The sequence below is a fragment of the Paracidovorax anthurii genome, assembly GCF_003269065.1.
Lineage (GTDB): Bacteria > Pseudomonadota > Gammaproteobacteria > Burkholderiales > Burkholderiaceae_C > Paracidovorax > Paracidovorax anthurii.
The window spans coordinates 71,929-89,154 of record NZ_QLTA01000003.1 but is presented as its reverse complement, the minus strand read 5'-3'; the positions used below and the strand labels follow the sequence as shown (position 1 = coordinate 89,154).

Below are 17,226 nucleotides of genomic sequence, written 5' to 3'. Positions count from 1 at the left end.
CCTCCCTGCGGCGGGCTTGCCGGACGGCGCTCATGCGAGGCCCCCTTCCAGCGCCTGACCGGCCTCGTCGGCGAGGGCCTGAACGGCCTCGCGGAACACCTCGGCGCGGTGTTCGTAATTCCGGAACATGTCGAAGCTCGCGCAGGCGGGCGACATCAGCACGGCGTCGCCCGCGTGGGCGCGCTGCGTGGCGATGCCCACGGCTTCGGGCAGCGTCGCGGCGTCGATCAGCGGCACGCCGGCGCCCTGCAGCGCGGCGCGGATCTGCGGGCCGTCGCGGCCGATGAGCACGGCAGCGCGCGCATAGCGGGCCACGGGCGCGGCCAGCGGCGAGAAATCCTGCCCCTTGCCGTCGCCGCCCAGGATGACGACGACGCGCCGGTCCGCGCCCAGGCCCCCCAGCGCGGCCACCGTGGCGCCCACGTTGGTGCCCTTGCTGTCGTCGAAATACTCCAACTCGTTCAAACGGCCCACGGATTCCACGCGGTGGGGCTCGCCGCGGTACTCGCGCAGGGCATAGAGCATGGGCGCGAAGGCGCAGCCGGCGGCATGGGCCAGCGCCAGCGCGGCCAGCGCGTTCACCGCGTTGTGCCGGCCCCGGATGCGCAGCGCGTCGGCCGGCATCAGGCGCTGGATGTGCAGGTCTTCCTCGGCCTGCCCGCGCACGCGCTTCGCGGTCTCGTCGGCTTCCTGCGCGCGCACCAGCCAGGCCATGCCGTTGACGACCTCGATGCCGAAGTCGCCGGGGCGCTGGGGCATGTCGCCGCCGAAGGTCACGTGGGCACGCAACTGGGGCTTTTGCAGCTTGACCCGCACGGGCGGCGGCAGCATGGCCATCACCGACGGGTCCTCGCGGTTGAGCACCATGAGCCCCGACGCACCGAAGACACGGGCCTTGGCGCCCGCGTAGGCCTGCAGGTCGCCGTGCCAGTCGAGGTGGTCCTGCGTGATGTTGAGCACGGTGGCGGCCGTGGGCTCGAAGCCGGCGACGCCTTCCAGCTGGAAGCTGGAGAGTTCGAGCACCCAGGCCTCGGGCAGCGCGTCCGCGTCCAGGTGGCGGCCCAGCGTGTCGAGCAGGGTGGGGCCGATGTTGCCGGCCACCGCCACGGAGCGGCCCGCGCATTCCACGAGCAGGCCGGTGAGCGAGGTCACCGTGGTCTTGCCGTTGGTGCCGGTGACGGCCAGCACCGCGGGCGCATAGCCATGCGATGCCCGGAGCGCCGCCAGGGCCTGGGAAAAGAGGTCCAGCTCCCCGCCAGTCGCCATGTTTTCTTGCTTTGCAGCTACAAAAACAGGAGCAAACGTCGCGGGACTCAGGCCCGGCGAGCGGTACACGCCCTGCAGCCCACGCCCCTGCACGAGCGCGGCATCGAAGGCGCCGGACACGAAGCGCACCTGCGGCAGCTCGGCCTGCAGCGCGGCGAGCTGCGGCGGCGCCGTGCGCGTATCGGCCACGGTCACCTCGCGGGCGCCGCAGCGCACGCACCAGCGCGCCATCGCCAGGCCCGAGGCCCCCAGCCCCAGGATGAGGAGGTTCTGCCCGTCGAGCGGGCGCAGCCCCTCGCCCGGGCGGCCGGCCGCGGCGGCGGCGGGCGCCTCTACAGAATCGGCCCCGGCGAAAGCCTCGGCCTGCGGTTCCGGGGCGGGCCCGTCTTCGCCCTCGGGCGCCTGCACGTCCGCGAAGATGCGGGCCACGAACTCCGAGGCGGCCTGCGCCGCCGATACGCGCGGCGCGGTCATGTCGATGGCGTCCGCGAGCGTGGGCACGGGCGTGCCGGCACCGGCACCGGCACCGGGCACCGGTGCCTCGCCCGGGCCCGACGGCACGGGCGCATGCTCCGGCCCGGCGGCCGCCTCCGGGGACGGGGGCAGCGCCGGTTCGGCGGCAGCGAGGGGGTCGCGGTCGAGCGGGTTCATCGCAGTTTCAGCGTGGTGAGGCCGATCAGGCACAGCAGCATGGTGATGATCCAGAAGCGCACGACGACCTGCGTCTCCTTCCAGCCGCTCTTCTCGAAGTGGTGGTGCAGCGGCGCCATCTTGAGCAGGCGCCGGCCCTCGCCGTAGCGGCGCTTGGTGTACTTGAACCACGCCACCTGCAGCATCACCGACAGCGCCTCGACCACGAAGATGCCGCCCATGATGGCCAGCACGATCTCCTGGCGCACGATGACGGCGATGGTGCCCAGCGCGCCGCCCAGCGCGAGCGCGCCCACGTCGCCCATGAAGACCTGCGCCGGGTGGGTGTTGAACCACAGGAAGGCGAGGCCCGCGCCGGCCATGGCCGAGCAGAAGATCAGCAGCTCGCCCGCGCCCGCGATGTTGGGGAACAGCAGGTACTTGGAATAGACCGAGCTGCCGGTCACATAGGCGAACACGCCGAGCGAGGCGCCCACCATGACCACGGGCATGATGGCGAGGCCGTCCAGCCCGTCGGTGAGGTTCACGGCATTGCTCGACCCCACGATGACGAGGTAGGTCAGAATCACGAAGCCGAGCACGCCGAGCGGGTAGCTCACCTCCTTGAAGAAAGGCACCAGCAGGCCGGCCTGCGGCGGCAGGTCCATCGAGAAGCCGGACTGGATCCAGGTGATGAACAGCTCGAACACGCGCGCGTTGGAGTTCTCGGAGATGCAGAACACCAGGTACAGCGCCGCCAGCAGGCCGATGACGGATTGCCAGAAATACTTCTCGCGCGAGCGCATGCCCTCGGGGTCCTTGCGCACCACCTTGCGCCAGTCGTCCACCCAGCCGATGGCGCCGAAGCCCAGCGTGACGGCCAGCACCACCCACACGAAGCGGTTGGAGAGATCGAACCACAGCAGCGTGGAGATGGCGATGGAGCCCAGGATGAGCACGCCGCCCATGGTGGGCGTGCCGCTCTTGGAGAGGTGCGACTCCATCGCATAGCCGCGGATCGGCTGGCCGATCTTGAGGGCCGAGAGGACGCGGATCACCTTCGGCCCTGCGACGAGGCCGATGAGCAGCGCCGTCATGGCCGCCATCACCGCGCGGAAGGTGAGGTACTGGAACACGCGGAAGAAGCCGAACTCGGGCGAGAGCCCCTGCAGCCATTGGGAGAGCATCAGCAGCATGCGGTGCTCCCCGGGGTGGTGGCGCGGGCCGTGCCGCCTGCGCCGTTGCCGTCCTGCGGGCGGATTTGCGAGGCCGCTTCCAGCGCCTGCACCACCTGTTCCATCTTCATGAACCGCGATCCCTTCACCAGCACGCTGCCCACCGCGGGCAGGGTGTCTTGCACCGCCGCGAGCAGCGATGCCATGTCGTCGAAATGCCGCGCATCCGGCCCGAAGGCCCGCGCGGCGTATGTGCTGAGCGCGCCCAGCGCGAACAGCCGGCCGATGCCGCATTCGCGCGCATGGGCGCCCGCCTCGGCATGGAACTGCGGCCCTTCGTCCCCCACCTCGCCCATGTCGCCCATCACCAGCAGTTGCGGGCCGGGCAGTTCGGCCAGCACGTCGATGGCGGCGCGCATGGAGTCGGGGTTGGCGTTGTAGGTGTCGTCCACGGCCGTGAGGGCGCGCGGCGCCCCGGAGGGCTGCGGCACCCAGGCCTCGAAGGCGCGCGAGCGGCCCTTCACCGGCTCGAAGGCCGCGAGGCCGCGCGCGATGGCATCGAGCGGCGCGCCCGCGGCCAGCGCGCAGGCCGTGGCGGCCAGCGCATTGGCCACGTTGTGGCGACCCGCGATGCGCAGCGTGCCATCGAAGGCGCCCTGCGGCGTGTCGATGTGTACGCGCCACGCGCCCGCCTCCCAGCGGGCCTGCGTGCAGCGCACCTCCGCGCGGCTGCCGGCCTGCGCGCCGAACGTGAGGCAGCGGCGCGCGCCCGCGATCTCGCGCCAGAGGGGCGTGTATTCGTCGTCGGCGGGGAACACCGCCACGCCGTCCGCGGACAGCGCCGCGATCACGGAGCCGTTCTCCTCGGCCACCGCGCGCACCGTGCGCATGAACTCCAGGTGCTCGCGCTGCGCGTTGTTGACGAGTGCCACCGTGGGCCGCGCGATGTCGGCAAGGTAGGCGATCTCGCCCGGATGGTTCATGCCGAGTTCGATGACCGCGGCCTCGTGCTGCGCGCCCAGGCGCAGCAGCATCAGCGGCACGCCGATGTCGTTGTTGAAGTTGCCTTGCGTTGCAAATGCGGCCTCGCCCTTCCAGGCACGCAGCACCGAGGCGGTCATCTGCGTGACGGTGGTCTTGCCGTTGCTGCCCGTCACCCCGATGAGCGGCAGCGCGAGGCGCGCGCGCCAGCCCGCCGCGAGAGCGCCCAGCGCCGCGAGCGTGTCGGGCACCTCGATGCCGGGCAGGCCCGCGGCCTCCAGCCGGCCGGGATGGGCCAGGGCCGCGGCGGCACCGCCCGCGCGCGCGTCGGCGAGGAAGTCATTGGCATCGAAGCGCTCGCCCTTGAGCGCCACGAACAGGTCGCCCGCGCGCAGGGTGCGCGTGTCGGTGTGCACGCGGGCCAGGGGCAGCTGCGCATCCCCGGCGAGGCGCGCCTGGGGCACGCGGGCCTGCACGAGCGCGTGCGCATCCCGCAGGGTGAGCAGGGCGGGCGCGGTCATGGCAGGCCTCCCGGCTCGGTGGGGGCCGCGCCGCCGGCGTCCCGCAGGCCGAGCGCCGCCCGTGCATGGGCGGCGTCGGAGAAGGGCCGGCGCACGCCCGCCGCTTCCTGGTAGTCCTCATGGCCCTTGCCGGCGATGAGCACCACGTCGCTCGTGCCCGCATCGGCCAGGGCGCGCGCGATGGCCACCTCGCGGTCGGGTTCGGCCCGCACCAGGGCCCCCTCCGCGGTGCCCCGCAGGATCTCCTGCAGGATGGCTGCGGGGTCTTCGTTGCGCGGGTTGTCGCTGGTCACGATCACCGCATCGGCGCGCTGCTGCGCGATGCGCCCCATGAGGGGCCGCTTGGCGCGGTCGCGGTTGCCCCCGCAGCCGAACACGCACCAGAGGCGCCCGCCGCGCTCGGCGGCCACGGGCCGCAGGGCCTGCAGCGCCTGGTCCAGCGCATCGGGCGTGTGGGCATAGTCCACGGCCACGAGCGGCTGGCCCGGCAGGTGGATCAGCTCCATGCGGCCGGGCACGGGCGAGAGCTGGGCACAGGCCCAGAGCGCATGCTCCAGCGGCACGCCCAGCGCGCGCAGCGCGGCGGCCACGGCGAGCAGGTTGTGGATGTTGTAGTGGCCGATCACCCGCGTCTGCAGCACATGGGTGTGCACGCCCTCGGCCACCGTGAAGCGCAGGCCGCCCTCGCCCCAGGCGATGTCGCGGGCCTGCAGGCGCGCGGGGCCGGCGATGGACGTGGTCCACAGGTCGAGCGGGCGCTGCGCGAGCGCATCGGCCAACTCCGCGCCGCGCGGATCGTCGATGTTGACGATGGCGGCCTGCAGTCCGGGCCAGTCGAAGAGCGCGCTCTTGGCCTGCCAGTACGCGGCCATGCCGGGGTGGTAGTCCAGGTGGTCCTGGCTGAAGTTGGTGAACACCGCGGCGCGGATGCGCGTGCCGGCGAGCCGGTGCTCCGCCAGCCCGATGGACGAGGCCTCGATGGCGCAGGCGGCATCGCCCGCCTCCACCAGCGCGGCGAAGGCGCGCTGCAGCCGCACCGGGTCGGGCGTCGTGAGGCCGGTGCTTTCCAGCTCCGGGGGAACCCCCAGGCCCAGGGTGCCCACGATGCCGCAGCGGCCCGGCTTCGACAGCCCGTGCTGCGACAGCAGGTTGAGCGCATCGGCCAGCCACCAGGTGGTGCTGGTCTTGCCGTTCGTGCCCGTCACGGCGATCACGTCCAGCCGCTGCGCGGGCAATCCGAACCACTCGGCGGCCAGCAGCCCGGTGGCGGCCTTGAGGCCGTGCAGCGCCGCGATGCCGTCCGCCCCGAAGCGGAAGGCCTCCACGCCTTCGTGCTCCACCAGGCAGGCCACGGCGCCGCGTGCGAGCGCCTCGCCGACGTGCATGCGGCCATCGGTGGCGGCGCCCGGCCAGGCGACGAACGCATCGCCCGGCTGCACCTGCCGGCTGTCGGTGCGCAGCGTGCCCTGCGTCACGCGCGCGCGCAGCCATTCGAGCGCCTCGTGCACGGAGCCGAGCAGTGGCGGCTGGGGAACGGCGGTTCCGGTCATAGCGACTCCTCGACGCTGTTGGCGACGATCTGGGGCTTCACGGCCATGTCCGGCGACACGCCCATCATGCGCAGCGTCTGCTGCACGACCACGCTGAACACGGGCGCGGCCACGGCCCCGCCGTAGAAAACGCCGTTGCTGGGCTCGTCGATCATCACCGCGACGATGATGCGGGGCTTGTCGATCGGTGCCATGCCGGTGAACCACGCGCGGTACTTGCCCGAGGCATAGCTCTTGCCCACCTGCTTGCGCGCGGTGCCGGATTTTCCGCCCACCGAGTAGCCCACGGTCTGCGCCTGCTGCCCCGTGCCGCCGGGGCCCGCGGCCATCTGCAGCATCTTGCGCACCTGATCGGCCGTGCGCTCGGAAAACACGGGCACGCCCACGGCCGGCTCGTGGGTCTTGAGCATGGTGGCGGGAATGACCTTGCCGCCGTTGGCGAAGACGGTGTAGGAGCGCGCCATCTGCAGCAGGCTGGCCGAGAGGCCGTAGCCATAGGACATGGTGGCCTGCTCGACCGGGCGCCACGTCTTGTAGGGCCGCAGCCGGCCGCCCACCACGCCGGGGAAGTGGATCTGCGGCTTCTGGCCGAAGCCGGCGGCGGAGAAGGTCTCCCACATCTCGCGCGCGGGCATCTGCATGGCGATCTTGGTGGTGCCCACGTTGCTGGATTTCTGGATCACGCCCTCCACGGTGAGCACGCCGTAGTTGTGCGTGTCGGAAATGGTGGAGCCCGTCACGGTGACGCGGCCGGGGTTGGTGTCGATGATGGTCTCGGGCTTCACGCGGCCCGTCTCCAGCGCGAGGCCGATGGTGAAGGGCTTCATCGTGGAGCCGGGCTCGAACACGTCGGTGATGGCGCGGTTGCGCAACTGCTCGCCAGTCAGGTTCTGGCGCTTGTCGGGCACGTAGCTCGGGTAGTTGGCGAGCGCCAGCAGCTCGCCCGTGTGCGCGTCGATCACCACCACGCTGCCGGCCTTGGCCTTGTGCAGCGCCACCTGGTCGCGCAGCTTCTGGTAGGCGAAGAACTGCACCTTGCTGTCGATCGAGAGCTGCATGTCCTTGCCGTCCACGGGCGGCACCTCAGCGCCGACGCCCTCCACCACGCGGCCCAGGCGGTCCTTGATGACGCGGCGCGAGCCGGGCTTGCCGGCCAGGTCCTTGTCGAAGGCGAGTTCCACGCCCTCCTGGCCATGGTCCTCCACGTTGGTGAACCCCACCACGTGCGCGGCGGATTCGCCCTCGGGGTACTGGCGCTTGTATTCCTTGCGCTGGTAGATGCCCTTGATGTCCAGCGCGGCGATCTGCTGGCCCAGCTCCCAGTCGAGCTGGCGCTTGATCCAGACGAAGGTCTTGTCCTCGTCGGCGAGCTTGGCCTGCAGCGCGGGCAGGGGCATCTCCAGCAGCCGGGCCAGCTCCTTCATCTTGGCGCGCACCTCGGGCCGGTCCTGCTCCACGTCCTCGGGAATGGCCCAGATGCTGGCGGCCGGCACGCTGGAGGCCAGGATCAGGCCGTTGCGGTCGAGGATGCGGCCGCGGTTGGCCGGCAGCTCCAGCGTGCGCGCGAAGCGCACCTCGCCCTGGCGCTGGAAGAAGGCATTGCCGAACACCTGCACGTAGGCCGCGCGGCCAGCCAGCGCCAGGAAGCCCAGCGCCACCATGGCGACGATGAACTTGCTGCGCCAGACGGGCGTCTTGCTCGCGAGCAGCGGGCTGGAGGTGTAGAGGACGCTGCGGCTCATCGGCGTCCCCCTGCGGCGGGCGCCGCACCGGCCGGGCCGGACGCGCCGGCCATCGCGGCGGACGCGGTGACGACGGGGCGGCCGTCGTCCGCCACGTACTGGGTGATCGCCGGCGTGGCCGTGCGCATCTGCAGGCGGTCGCGCGCGAGCTTCTCCACGCGCAGCGGCGTGGCCTGGGCGCGCTTCTCGACCTGCAGGCGCTGGTGCTCGGTCTCCAGCCGGCGCGACTCGGCGATGGCGCGGTCCAGCTCGGTGAAGAGGCGGCGCGACTCGTACTGCGTGTGCACGAGGTAGAGCGCGCTGGCCAGCACGGCCAGCAGCAGCACGAGGCTCAGGCGCGTCATGCCGGCACCTCCGTGCGCTCGGCCACGCGCATCACGGCGCTGCGCGCGCGCGGGTTGGCCTCCACCTCGGCCGCGCCGGGCTTGACGCGCTCCAGCGCCTTGAGCCGCATGGGCTGCGGCGCGGCGAAGGGCGCGCGGCGGTCGTAGACCTCCTTGGAGTGCTGGGCGATGAACTGCTTGACGATGCGGTCTTCCAGCGAGTGGAAGCTGATGACCACCAGCCGGCCGCCGGGCGCCAGCACGCGCAGGCTGGCCTCTAGCGCGGCCTGCAGTTCTTCCAGTTCAGCGTTGATGAAAATCCGAAGAGCCTGAAAGGTCCGTGTGGCGGGGTTCTGGCCGACTTCGCGGGTCTTGACCGCGCCAGCCACGAGCTGGGCCAGCTCGGCAGTGGTGCGCAGCGGGCCGCGTTCCGCGCGCCAAGCAACAATCGCCTTTGCAATGGGGCCAGCAAACCGTTCTTCACCGTATTCACGAATCACCTCCGCAATCTGCCCCACTTCGGCCGAGGCCAGCCAGTCGGCCACGCTTTCGCCGCGCGTGGTGTCCATGCGCATGTCGAGGGGGCCGTCGAAACGGAAACTGAAGCCACGCGCGGGGCTGTCGATCTGCGGCGAGCTCACGCCCAGGTCCATGAGGATGCCGGCGGCGCTGCCCTCGGGAAGCTCGACCAGGTGGCGAAAGCCCTCGTGCCGAATGGAAAAGCGCGCATCGGTGATGCGCGCTGCTTCTTGGATGGCCTCGGGGTCCTTGTCGAACGCCACGAGGCCCCCGCCCGGCCCCAGCTTCTCCAGGATGCGGCGCGAATGCCCGCCGCGCCCGAAGGTCGCATCGACCCAGGTGCCGGCCGGCGACGGACCGGCGGCACCCAGCAGGGCATCGACCGCCTCGTCCAGAAGAACAGTGGTGTGCTGAAGCAGCAAAGGTGCGACTGCCATGGCCTTCAGAAAGAAAAGTCCTTGAAGGCCTCGGGCATCCCGCCCTGCATGGCCTGGGCCTCCTGGGCCTCGTACGTGGCCTTGTCCCAAAGCTCGAAGTGGTTGCCCATGCCCAGCAGCATCGCGTCCTTGGTGATGCCGGCGGCCTGGCGCAGCTCGGGGGCGACGAGCACGCGGCCCGTGCCGTCCATGTCCACGTCCTGGGCGTTGCCCAGGAAGATGCGCTTCCACCATTGGGCGGACATCGGCAGCTCGGCGATGCGCTCGCGGAACTTCTCCCACTCGGGGCGGGGGAAGACCATGAGGCAGCCGTGCGGGTGCTTGGTGATGGTGAGCTGGCCACCGGCCGTCGCGCTGAGGACGTCACGATGCCGGGTCGGCACGGAAAGCCTTCCCTTCGCATCCAGACTCAGCGATGACGCCCCTTGAAACACCGATCAGACCCCGACATGTTGTCGCCGCCAAAGCCCGCAAAACCGGGGCCGGAGGGCACTTTTCACCACTTAATTGCACTTTTTTGCACTGTAGCAGGAAAAGACCCAGCCGCACGAGGGGGTGCAACAAAGTTTTGCAATGAAATCAAGGACTTAGCGGCGACAGCGAAGGCAGCGTATCGCCAAAATTCCTTCATGGATAAGCACTTAGCAGACCCTGTGCAAGTGATACCTGAAGGTTGTGCGCCAACATGGAATGCGCGCACGCGCATCCCGGCCGCCGGACGGCGGCGGGGCGCCTGTAGGCGGGCTCTTACAGGATGTAGCGCGAGAGGTCTTCGTTCTGGCTGAGGCTGGCCAGGCGCGCGTCCACGTAGGCCGCATCGACGCGCACCGTCTGGCCCGACAGGCGCGTGGCGTCGAAGCTCACCTCGTCCAGCAGCCGCTCCATGACGGTGGAGAGGCGGCGCGCGCCGATGTTCTCGGTGCGCTCGTTGACCTCGAAGGCGATGTGCGCGAGCCGGGTGATGCCCTCGGGCAAAAACTCCAGCGCCACGCCCTCCGTGGCCAGCAGGGCCTGGTACTGCTTGACGAGGGAGGCGTGCGTCTGGGTGAGGATGGCCTCGAAATCGCCCACCGAGAGCGACTCCAGCTCCACGCGGATCGGGAAGCGCCCCTGCAACTCCGGGATCAGGTCGCTGGGCCGGGAGAGGTGGAAGGCGCCCGAGGCGATGAAGAGGATGTGGTCGGTCTTGACCATGCCGTACTTGGTGCTCACCGTGGTGCCCTCCACCAGCGGCAGCAGGTCGCGCTGCACGCCCTGGCGGGAGACGTCGGAGCCGCTCGTTTCCTGGCGCGTGGCCACCTTGTCGATCTCGTCGAGGAAGACGATGCCGTTCTGCTCGGCGTTCTGCACGGCGCGGGTCTTGATCTCCTCCTCGTTCACGAGCTTGGCGGCCTCCTCGTCGGCGATGAGCTTGAGGGCCTCGGCGATCTTGAGCTTGCGCGTCTTGCGCCGCTCCTGGCCGATCTGGCTGAACATGCCGCGCAGCTGCTCGGCCATGTCCTCCATGCCCTGCGGGCCCATGATTTCGAGCTGCGGGCGCGCATCGGCGACGTCGATCTCGATCTCCTTGTCATCGAGCTGGCCCTCGCGCAGCTTCTTGCGGAACACCTGGCGCGCGGTGCTGTCGGCCGGCTGCTCGCCGGTGCGCGCGGGCGGGATCAGCACGTCGAGGATGCGGTCCTCGGCCGCGTCCTCGGCGCGGGCGCGCACCTTCTTCATGTCCGCCTCGCGGGTCTGCTTCACGGCGACCTCGATCAGGTCGCGGATGATCGAATCCACGTCCTTGCCCACGTAGCCCACCTCGGTGAACTTGGTGGCCTCCACCTTGATGAAGGGCGCGTCGGCCAGCCGCGCGAGGCGCCGCGCGATCTCGGTCTTGCCCACGCCGGTGGGGCCGATCATGAGGATGTTCTTGGGCGTGATCTCCTGGCGCAGGCCGGCATCGACCTGCTGGCGGCGCCAGCGGTTGCGCAGCGCGATGGCGACGGCGCGCTTGGCGCCCGCCTGGCCCACGATGTGGCGGTCGAGTTCGGAGACGATTTCCTGGGGGGTCATGGAGGACATGGAAGAACCTGGAAGCGAAAGGGGCCGCATGTCGGCGTGAATACTACGAAATTCGCTACATAAAATATAGCGAACACACTGAAAGGAGCAGGTGCGCCCCGCCGGTCAGAGCGTCTCGATGGTGTGGTGCATGTTGGTGTAGATGCACAGCTCGCCCGCGATGGCGAGGGACTTGCGCACGATCTCCTCGGCCGGCAGCTCGGTGTGGTTGAGCAGCGCCTTGGCGGCCGAATGCGCATAGGCGCCGCCCGAGCCGATGGCCACGATGCCCTGCTCGGGCTCCAGCACGTCGCCGTTGCCGGTGATGATGAGCGAGGCGCTGGCATCGGCCACGGCCAGCATGGCCTCCAGGCGGCGCAGCACGCGGTCGGTGCGCCAGTCCTTGGTGAGCTCGATGGCGGCGCGCGTCAGGTGGCCCTGGTGCTTGTCGAGCTTGGCCTCGAAGCGCTCGAACAGCGTGAACGCATCGGCCGTGGCCCCCGCGAAGCCCGCGAGCACCTTGCCGTGGTAGAGCTTGCGCACCTTGCGCGCGGAGCCCTTGACCACGATGTTGCCGAGGGTGACCTGGCCGTCGCCGCCGATGGCGACCTGGATGGTGCCGTCCGCGGCCTGGCGGCGGACGCTGAGGATGGTGGTGCCGTGAAACTGTTCCATAGCGTCCGGAAATGGGGGTGCCTGCCCGGATTGCAACGGCTGGCCCGCAGGAGTGGGCGGCGCCCCATCCCAACCGCAGGGGCGGGCTGAAGGGCCGACGGCCCCGGCGCCGATCCGTCAGTTCTTGCGCGGGACGATGATCGCGTGCTCGTTGACGCCGATCACGTTGAAGAACACGGCCACCAGCCGCTGCACCTGCGTGAAGTGGACCACGTTGCCCAGGGCCTGCTGGGCGGCGGCCCAGTTCAGCACCGAGCCGGCGGCCGCGAAATCCACGCGCGCCAGCCGGTCGCAGCCGATGGCGAACGGCACGCCGGTGTGCAGGCGGGCCTCCATGGGTTCGAGCATGGGCGTCGCGTCGCCCTCGATGTGGCCGGACAGCGATGCGGCCGGCACGGCGGGCTCCAGGCCGCCGATGAACGAGGAGGACGGATCGCCGAAGCCCGAGGCGAGCGGGTCGGCCTCGGGCGCGCCGGCCTGGGCACCCGCGGCCGGCGCCACGCCGTCGTCGTCGGAATAGCTGCAGCGCGGCGGCACCCAGGACGGCGGCGAGACCTCGTAGGTGACGCAGTAGTCCAGCGCGACGAGTTCGAACTCGTCGGGCTTGCCCATGAGCCGCAGCGCCGCCATGCGCAGGCGCCACCACTCGGGCGACACGCCCGCATCGCCCGAGGGCGTGCGCGCCTCCAGCAGGCTCGCGAGGGCATCCACGCCCTTGAAGACGATGGCATCGGCCCGGTCCGCCCACTGGCCGAAGAGCTGGGCCAGCCCCGGGAGGGCCCCCTCTTCCACGGTCATGAGGCGCGACCACGCGAAGGTCCAGGGCGGCGCAGAGCGGGCGATGGACGCCTGCAGGGCCACCACCGACTGGGCGGCGATCACGGACGGCGCATTCCAGAGGAATTCGCGCTGCGGCATCCCCGCGGCCAGGGGGGAGGACGCCGCGGGCGCCTGCAGCCCCAGCAGCTCGGGCATGGAGAACCACAAGGGCGCGGAGCGGCCGAACCGCGCCGCGAAATCGATGGCCAGCGCGTCGAAGCGGTCGTGCTCGCCGACGGCGCGGTAGAGGTCGAAGAGCGTCATCCAGAACTCGGACTGCCGTTCGAGTTCGTCGTGCTCGTGCTGCGCCAGCACCTCCAGCAGGCCCGATTCCGCGCCGGCGTAATCGCCATTGGCGAAGCGGATGGCCGCCTCCTCCAGGTCGGGCTCATGGACGAAAGGCTCGGGCTCGGGGGCCTGCGGGGCGGGCACGGCCGGGTCGGCGCGCTCGGTCAGCAGGGGCGGCTGCCCGCCGCCGCGGGAGGACGCCGGGAAATCCAGGCCCGACGGGGGCAGGCTGTCCCCGGCGAAGAGCGGCTGCACGCCGGCGCCCGTGTTCAGGCTCGCGGGCAGGCTGGCCGGCGCGGTGGGGGCGAACGCCCGGGCATGCGCGGCGATGGTGGAATCGGTGGCGCCCATGGGCGCCGGCTCGGTGGGCGCGATGCCGCCCGGCTCGGTGGAGGCCCCGGCGGCGGGCTGGTTGCTCTTCCACCACTGCTGGGACATCTGCGCCTCGATCTCGTCGATCTTCTTGAGCGTGACCGCCCGGTCGTCGGGCGAGGTCATGCTGGTGTGGAAGAACGAGGGGCGCGCCGTCAGGTCTTCGGTGCGCTGGCCGTGCAGCGCCTCGCGCTGGCGCAGCTTGCGCAACTGATCGAACTCGCGGCGCCGCACGAAGTCGTTGCGGCGCTTGCGCTCGATCATTTCCTTGAGCATCTGCTTGCTGTACTGGCTCTCCCGGTCCTCGTCGATCGAGTCGAGTTCGTTCCAGTTGACGGTGGGGTTGCGGACGAACCGCACCATCTTGGACAGCAGGCCGCGGGAGGATTCTTCCTTGCTCATGGGATCGTCGTGGTTCCAGGCACGCGCCGCGGCGCAGTGGTCATGAAAAGGTCGGGCGCCGGGCGGGTGGCGGGAGGGTGCGGCCGGTCAGTCCCCGAACATCTTCTGTTTCAGCTCGCGGCGCTGCTGCGCCTCCAGCGACAGGGTGGCCGTGGGGCGGGCCAGCAGGCGGCCGACGCCGATGGGCTCGCCGGTCTCGTCGCAGTAGCCGTAGTCGCCCGCGTCGATGCGCGCGATGGACTGCTCGATCTTCTTGAGCAGCTTGCGCTCGCGGTCGCGGGTGCGCAGCTCCAGCGCGTGCTCTTCCTCGATGGTGGCGCGGTCGGCGGGATCGGGCACCACCACGGTGTCCTCGCGCAGGTGCTCGGTGGTCTCGCCGGCGTTGTTGTGCATGTCCTGCTTGAGCATGACGAGCTTGTGGCGGAAGAAGGCCATCTGCTTCTCGTTCATGTATTCGCCGTCGGGCATGGAAAGCACCTCGGCGTCGGTCAGCTCCTCGGCCGGCTTGGTTTTCCAGTTGTTGGCCAGCTTCGGGTCTTTCTTGGCGGCCGCGACGGGCGATTGCTCTTGCAGGGTCGTAGGCATGGTATGTCTTTGGCTGGCTGTGCCGGCCAGGGTGGCCGGCGATGGTGCCGTGGATAGTACGGTCAATTGCTTCAAACGGGAAGAAGGCCGGCAGCCGCGCCCACCCCTTTTCGCAGGGTGGACACGAAGGGCCCGCGGGGCCTCCCGGTCCGCCCGCGCTCCCCGGCGGCTCGCGGCATGGACAGGAGGGCGGCAAGCCCTCCGGTTTTTACCGGGGCGCGATTGTATCGACCTGATTCGACAACGCGCGGCCGCCCCGCGCGAAGTAGTGGTTATCCTACAAACACCCTCCGGCGGGCCTCACGCCAGGCACTGCTCCAGGCCCTGCTGGAAGATGTCCTGCGGCAGGTCGATGCCGATGAAGACCATCCGGCTCTGGCGGCGCTCGCCCTCGGCCCACTGCGGCCCCAGGTCGCTGCCCATGAGCTGGTGCACGCCCTGGAAGATCACCTTGCGCTCGGTGCCCTTCATGTCCAGCACGCCCTTGTAGCGCAGCATGCGCGGGCCGTAGATGTTGACGATGGCGCCCAGGAAATCCTCCAGCTTGGCGGGGTCGAAGGGCCGGTCGGCGCGGTAGACGAAGCTTTTCACGTCGTCGTCGTGGTGATGGTGGTGGCCGTGGCCGCCGTGCTGGTGCGAGGGATGGCTGCAGTGCTCGCCATGCTCGTGGTCATGGTCATGGTCATGGTCATGGTCATGGTCATGGTCATGGTCATGGTCATGGTCATGGTCATGGCCGTGATCTTCGTGCCCGTGGTCGTGGTCGTCCTCCTTGAGGAAGTCCGGGTCGATGTCGAGCTTGGCGTTCAGGTTGAAGCCGCGCAGGTCCAGCACCTCGGAGATCGGCACTTCGCCGAAATGCACGGCCTTGATCGGCGCGCGCGGGTTCATGTGCTTGAGGCGGTGGATCAGCGCGTCGGTCTCCTCCCGGCTGACCAGGTCGGTCTTGGAGAGGAAGATCTGGTCGGCGAAGCCCACCTGGCGGCGCGCCTCCTGGCGGTCGTTGAGCTGCTGGGCCGCGTGCTTGGCGTCCACCAGGGTGAGGATGGAGTCGATGAGGTAGGTCTCGGCGATCTCCTCGTCCATGAAGAAGGTCTGGGCCACGGGGCCGGGGTCGGCGAGGCCGGTGGTCTCGATCACGATGCGGTCGAACTCGATGAGGCCCTTGCGGCGCTTGGCGGCCAGCATCTGCAGCGTCTCGCGCAGGTCTTCGCGGATGGTGCAGCAGATGCAGCCGTTGCTCATCTGCACGATCTGCTCCTTGGAATCGGTCACGAGGATGTCGTTGTCGATGTTCTCCTCGCCGAATTCGTTCTCGATGACGGCGATCTTCTGGCCATGCGCCTCGGTCAGCACGCGCTTGAGCAGCGTCGTCTTGCCCGAGCCCAGGAAGCCGGTCAGGATGGTGGTGGGGATGAGGGACATGGGAGGTCTTTCAGGAAGGAAGAATCGCCGCGGCGCGGGGCCCGGAGGGCGGCGCGGCCCGGCCTCCGGAAGGTCTCTTCAAAGTTTAGCGATCGTGTCAACCCCCCCTGCGGGCGCGGACACCTCCGCCGGGCCGGGCACCCAGCAACTATCAAATATATAGCAAACTATTCAGCATTGACGGCGACATGGAGCCGATTCGATGCCCCAACCGCTCCAGGAGGCCCCCGGAGCGGCCGCGCAGCCGCGCGGAGGCGCCTCAGCCCTTGCGCATCACCGCCAGCCCCTTGAGGTACTCGCCCTCGGGGAATTCCAGCGTCATCGGGTGGTCGGGCGCGCCGCCCAGGCGCTCCAGGATGTAGCCGTCCACGTTGGCATCCGCGCCGGCCGAGGCCACGATCTTGTGGAACAGGTCGGCGCCGATGCCGCCCGAGCACGAGAAGGTGTAGAGCATCCCGCCGGGCGCGAGCAGCTGCAGCCCCAGGCGGTTGATGTCCTTGTAGGCGCGCGCGGCGCGCTCGGCATGCGCCGCCGTGGGAGCGAACTTGGGCGGGTCGAGCACGATGGCGTCGAAGGTTCGCCCCTCCTGCAGGAAGCGCCGCAGCGAGGCGTTCACGTCGGCGTCGAGGAAATCCGCGCGGGTGGCGTCGAAGCCGTTGAGCGCCACGTGCGCCCGGGCGCGCTCCAGCGCCGGGGCCGAGGAGTCGATGGAGGTGACGTGCCCCGCCCCGCCGGCCAGCGCCGCCACGGTGAAGCCGCCGGTGTAGCAGTAGCAGTTGAGCACCCGCTGCGCGCCCAGCCGGCGCACGGCCTCGGAGAAGCGCTGGCGGCTGTCGCGCTGGTCGAGGTAGAAACCGGTCTTGTGGCCCTCGGCGATGTCCAGCGTGAGGCGCCAGCCGTGCTCGCGGATGGTGATGCCGGTGGGGCCTTCGCCGCGCAGCCAGCCGGTGGCGGGCGCGAGGCCCTCCAGCTGCCGCACGCTGGCGTCGGAGCGCTCGTAGAGCCGCTGCAGGCCGGTGGCATTCAGCAGCGCATCGGCGATCACGGCCTTCCAGCGCTCGGTGCCGGCGCTGGTGAACTGCGCCACCAGGGTGTCGCCGTAGCGGTCCACGATCAGGCCGGGCAGGCCGTCGGATTCGCCGTGCACCAGGCGCACGCCGTCGCTGTCGATGGCGAAGCGCTCCCGCGCCTGCACGGCGCCGTCCACGGCCGCGGCGAAGAACGCGGCATCGATGCGCTGCGCCTCGTCGAAGCTCCAGGCCCGCGCCCGGATGCGCGACTGGGGGCTGAACGCCGCCCAGGCCAGGAAGCGGCCCTCGGACGACTCCACGCGGACGGTCTCGCCGCTGTCGCCACCGCCCTTGGCGATGGCCGATTCGAAGATCCAGGGATGGCGGCGCAGGAGGGAGCGCTCCTTGCCGGGGCGCAGGCGGATGGTTTTCATGGGGGCATATTGTCCGGGAGCGGGCCGGG

The 17,226-nt window shown here is 70.3% G+C and carries 14 protein-coding genes; all 14 read right to left on the bottom strand.

Features of this window, described 5'->3' with window-relative positions:
* Positions 1-30: 30 nt before the first annotated feature.
* Entirely contained in the window at positions 31-1,917 is a 1,887-nt protein-coding gene (gene murD / locus AX018_RS02540) for a UDP-N-acetylmuramoyl-L-alanine--D-glutamate ligase (protein WP_211322352.1), read from the bottom strand.
* Entirely contained in the window at positions 1,914-3,092 is a 1,179-nt protein-coding gene (gene mraY / locus AX018_RS02535; protein WP_111875747.1) for a phospho-N-acetylmuramoyl-pentapeptide-transferase, read from the bottom strand. The genes murD and mraY overlap by 4 nt, the downstream gene beginning before the upstream one ends.
* The gene (locus AX018_RS02530) at positions 3,083-4,573 is read right to left on the bottom strand and encodes a UDP-N-acetylmuramoyl-tripeptide--D-alanyl-D-alanine ligase (protein ID WP_111875746.1); all 1,491 of its coding nucleotides are present in this window, start codon (positions 4,571-4,573) and stop codon (positions 3,083-3,085) included. Before AX018_RS02530 ends, mraY begins: the two co-directional genes overlap by 10 nt.
* Complete coding sequence (locus tag AX018_RS02525) at positions 4,570-6,123, bottom strand: UDP-N-acetylmuramoyl-L-alanyl-D-glutamate--2,6-diaminopimelate ligase (RefSeq protein ID WP_111875745.1); 1,554 nt, start codon at positions 6,121-6,123, stop codon at positions 4,570-4,572. The genes AX018_RS02530 and AX018_RS02525 overlap by 4 nt, the downstream gene beginning before the upstream one ends.
* The gene (locus AX018_RS02520; RefSeq protein WP_111875744.1) at positions 6,120-7,865 is read right to left on the bottom strand and encodes a peptidoglycan D,D-transpeptidase FtsI family protein; all 1,746 of its coding nucleotides are present in this window, start codon (positions 7,863-7,865) and stop codon (positions 6,120-6,122) included. The genes AX018_RS02525 and AX018_RS02520 overlap by 4 nt, the downstream gene beginning before the upstream one ends.
* Positions 7,862-8,209 (bottom strand): cell division protein FtsL, encoded by a 348-nt coding sequence (ftsL, locus tag AX018_RS02515; protein ID WP_111875743.1) that lies wholly within the window; start codon positions 8,207-8,209, stop codon positions 7,862-7,864. The genes AX018_RS02520 and ftsL overlap by 4 nt, the downstream gene beginning before the upstream one ends.
* Positions 8,206-9,144: a 16S rRNA (cytosine(1402)-N(4))-methyltransferase RsmH gene (gene rsmH, locus AX018_RS02510; RefSeq protein WP_111875742.1), complete on the bottom strand. Its 939-nt coding sequence runs from the start codon at positions 9,142-9,144 to the stop codon at positions 8,206-8,208. Before rsmH ends, ftsL begins: the two co-directional genes overlap by 4 nt.
* A gap of 5 nt (positions 9,145-9,149) precedes the next feature.
* Positions 9,150-9,578 (bottom strand): division/cell wall cluster transcriptional repressor MraZ, encoded by a 429-nt coding sequence (gene mraZ / locus AX018_RS02505; RefSeq protein ID WP_111875741.1) that lies wholly within the window; start codon positions 9,576-9,578, stop codon positions 9,150-9,152.
* Between the two features lie 313 nt (positions 9,579-9,891).
* The gene (hslU, locus tag AX018_RS02500) at positions 9,892-11,208 is read right to left on the bottom strand and encodes an ATP-dependent protease ATPase subunit HslU (protein WP_111875740.1); all 1,317 of its coding nucleotides are present in this window, start codon (positions 11,206-11,208) and stop codon (positions 9,892-9,894) included.
* Between the two features lie 105 nt (positions 11,209-11,313).
* Entirely contained in the window at positions 11,314-11,862 is a 549-nt protein-coding gene (gene hslV / locus AX018_RS02495; RefSeq protein WP_111875739.1) for an ATP-dependent protease subunit HslV, read from the bottom strand.
* Positions 11,863-11,979: 117 nt separating this feature from the next.
* Positions 11,980-13,743 carry an STAS domain-containing protein gene (locus AX018_RS02490; RefSeq protein WP_111875738.1) on the bottom strand — a complete coding sequence of 588 codons (1,764 nt, stop codon included), beginning with the start codon at positions 13,741-13,743 and terminating at the stop codon, positions 11,980-11,982.
* An 87-nt stretch (positions 13,744-13,830) separates the two neighbouring features.
* Positions 13,831-14,403, bottom strand: coding sequence for an RNA polymerase-binding protein DksA (gene dksA, locus AX018_RS02485; RefSeq protein WP_415842055.1), 573 nt, complete (start codon positions 14,401-14,403; stop codon positions 13,831-13,833).
* Positions 14,404-14,628: 225 nt separating this feature from the next.
* Positions 14,629-15,753 carry a CobW family GTP-binding protein gene (locus tag AX018_RS02480; RefSeq protein ID WP_111875736.1) on the bottom strand — a complete coding sequence of 375 codons (1,125 nt, stop codon included), beginning with the start codon at positions 15,751-15,753 and terminating at the stop codon, positions 14,629-14,631.
* A 259-nt stretch (positions 15,754-16,012) separates the two neighbouring features.
* Positions 16,013-17,197 carry a class I SAM-dependent rRNA methyltransferase gene (locus AX018_RS02475; protein WP_111875735.1) on the bottom strand — a complete coding sequence of 395 codons (1,185 nt, stop codon included), beginning with the start codon at positions 17,195-17,197 and terminating at the stop codon, positions 16,013-16,015.
* Between the last annotated feature and the right edge of the window lie 29 nt (positions 17,198-17,226).

Excerpts from the sequence above, each read along its gene's own strand:
- murD (WP_211322352.1), bottom strand. The coding sequence starts at position 1,917 with ATGAACCCGCTCGACCGCGACCCCCTCGCTGCCGCCGAACCGGCGCTG.
- mraY (WP_111875747.1), bottom strand. The coding sequence starts at position 3,092 with ATGCTGCTGATGCTCTCCCAATGGCTGCAGGGGCTCTCGCCCGAGTTC.
- AX018_RS02530 (WP_111875746.1), bottom strand. The coding sequence starts at position 4,573 with ATGACCGCGCCCGCCCTGCTCACCCTGCGGGATGCGCACGCGCTCGTG.
- AX018_RS02525 (WP_111875745.1), bottom strand. The coding sequence starts at position 6,123 with ATGACCGGAACCGCCGTTCCCCAGCCGCCACTGCTCGGCTCCGTGCAC.
- AX018_RS02520 (WP_111875744.1), bottom strand. The coding sequence starts at position 7,865 with ATGAGCCGCAGCGTCCTCTACACCTCCAGCCCGCTGCTCGCGAGCAAG.
- ftsL (WP_111875743.1), bottom strand. The coding sequence starts at position 8,209 with ATGACGCGCCTGAGCCTCGTGCTGCTGCTGGCCGTGCTGGCCAGCGCG.
- rsmH (WP_111875742.1), bottom strand. The coding sequence starts at position 9,144 with ATGGCAGTCGCACCTTTGCTGCTTCAGCACACCACTGTTCTTCTGGAC.
- hslU (WP_111875740.1), bottom strand. The coding sequence starts at position 11,208 with ATGTCCTCCATGACCCCCCAGGAAATCGTCTCCGAACTCGACCGCCAC.
- hslV (WP_111875739.1), bottom strand. The coding sequence starts at position 11,862 with ATGGAACAGTTTCACGGCACCACCATCCTCAGCGTCCGCCGCCAGGCC.
- AX018_RS02490 (WP_111875738.1), bottom strand. The coding sequence starts at position 13,743 with ATGAGCAAGGAAGAATCCTCCCGCGGCCTGCTGTCCAAGATGGTGCGG.
- AX018_RS02480 (WP_111875736.1), bottom strand. The coding sequence starts at position 15,753 with ATGTCCCTCATCCCCACCACCATCCTGACCGGCTTCCTGGGCTCGGGC.
- AX018_RS02475 (WP_111875735.1), bottom strand. The coding sequence starts at position 17,197 with ATGAAAACCATCCGCCTGCGCCCCGGCAAGGAGCGCTCCCTCCTGCGC.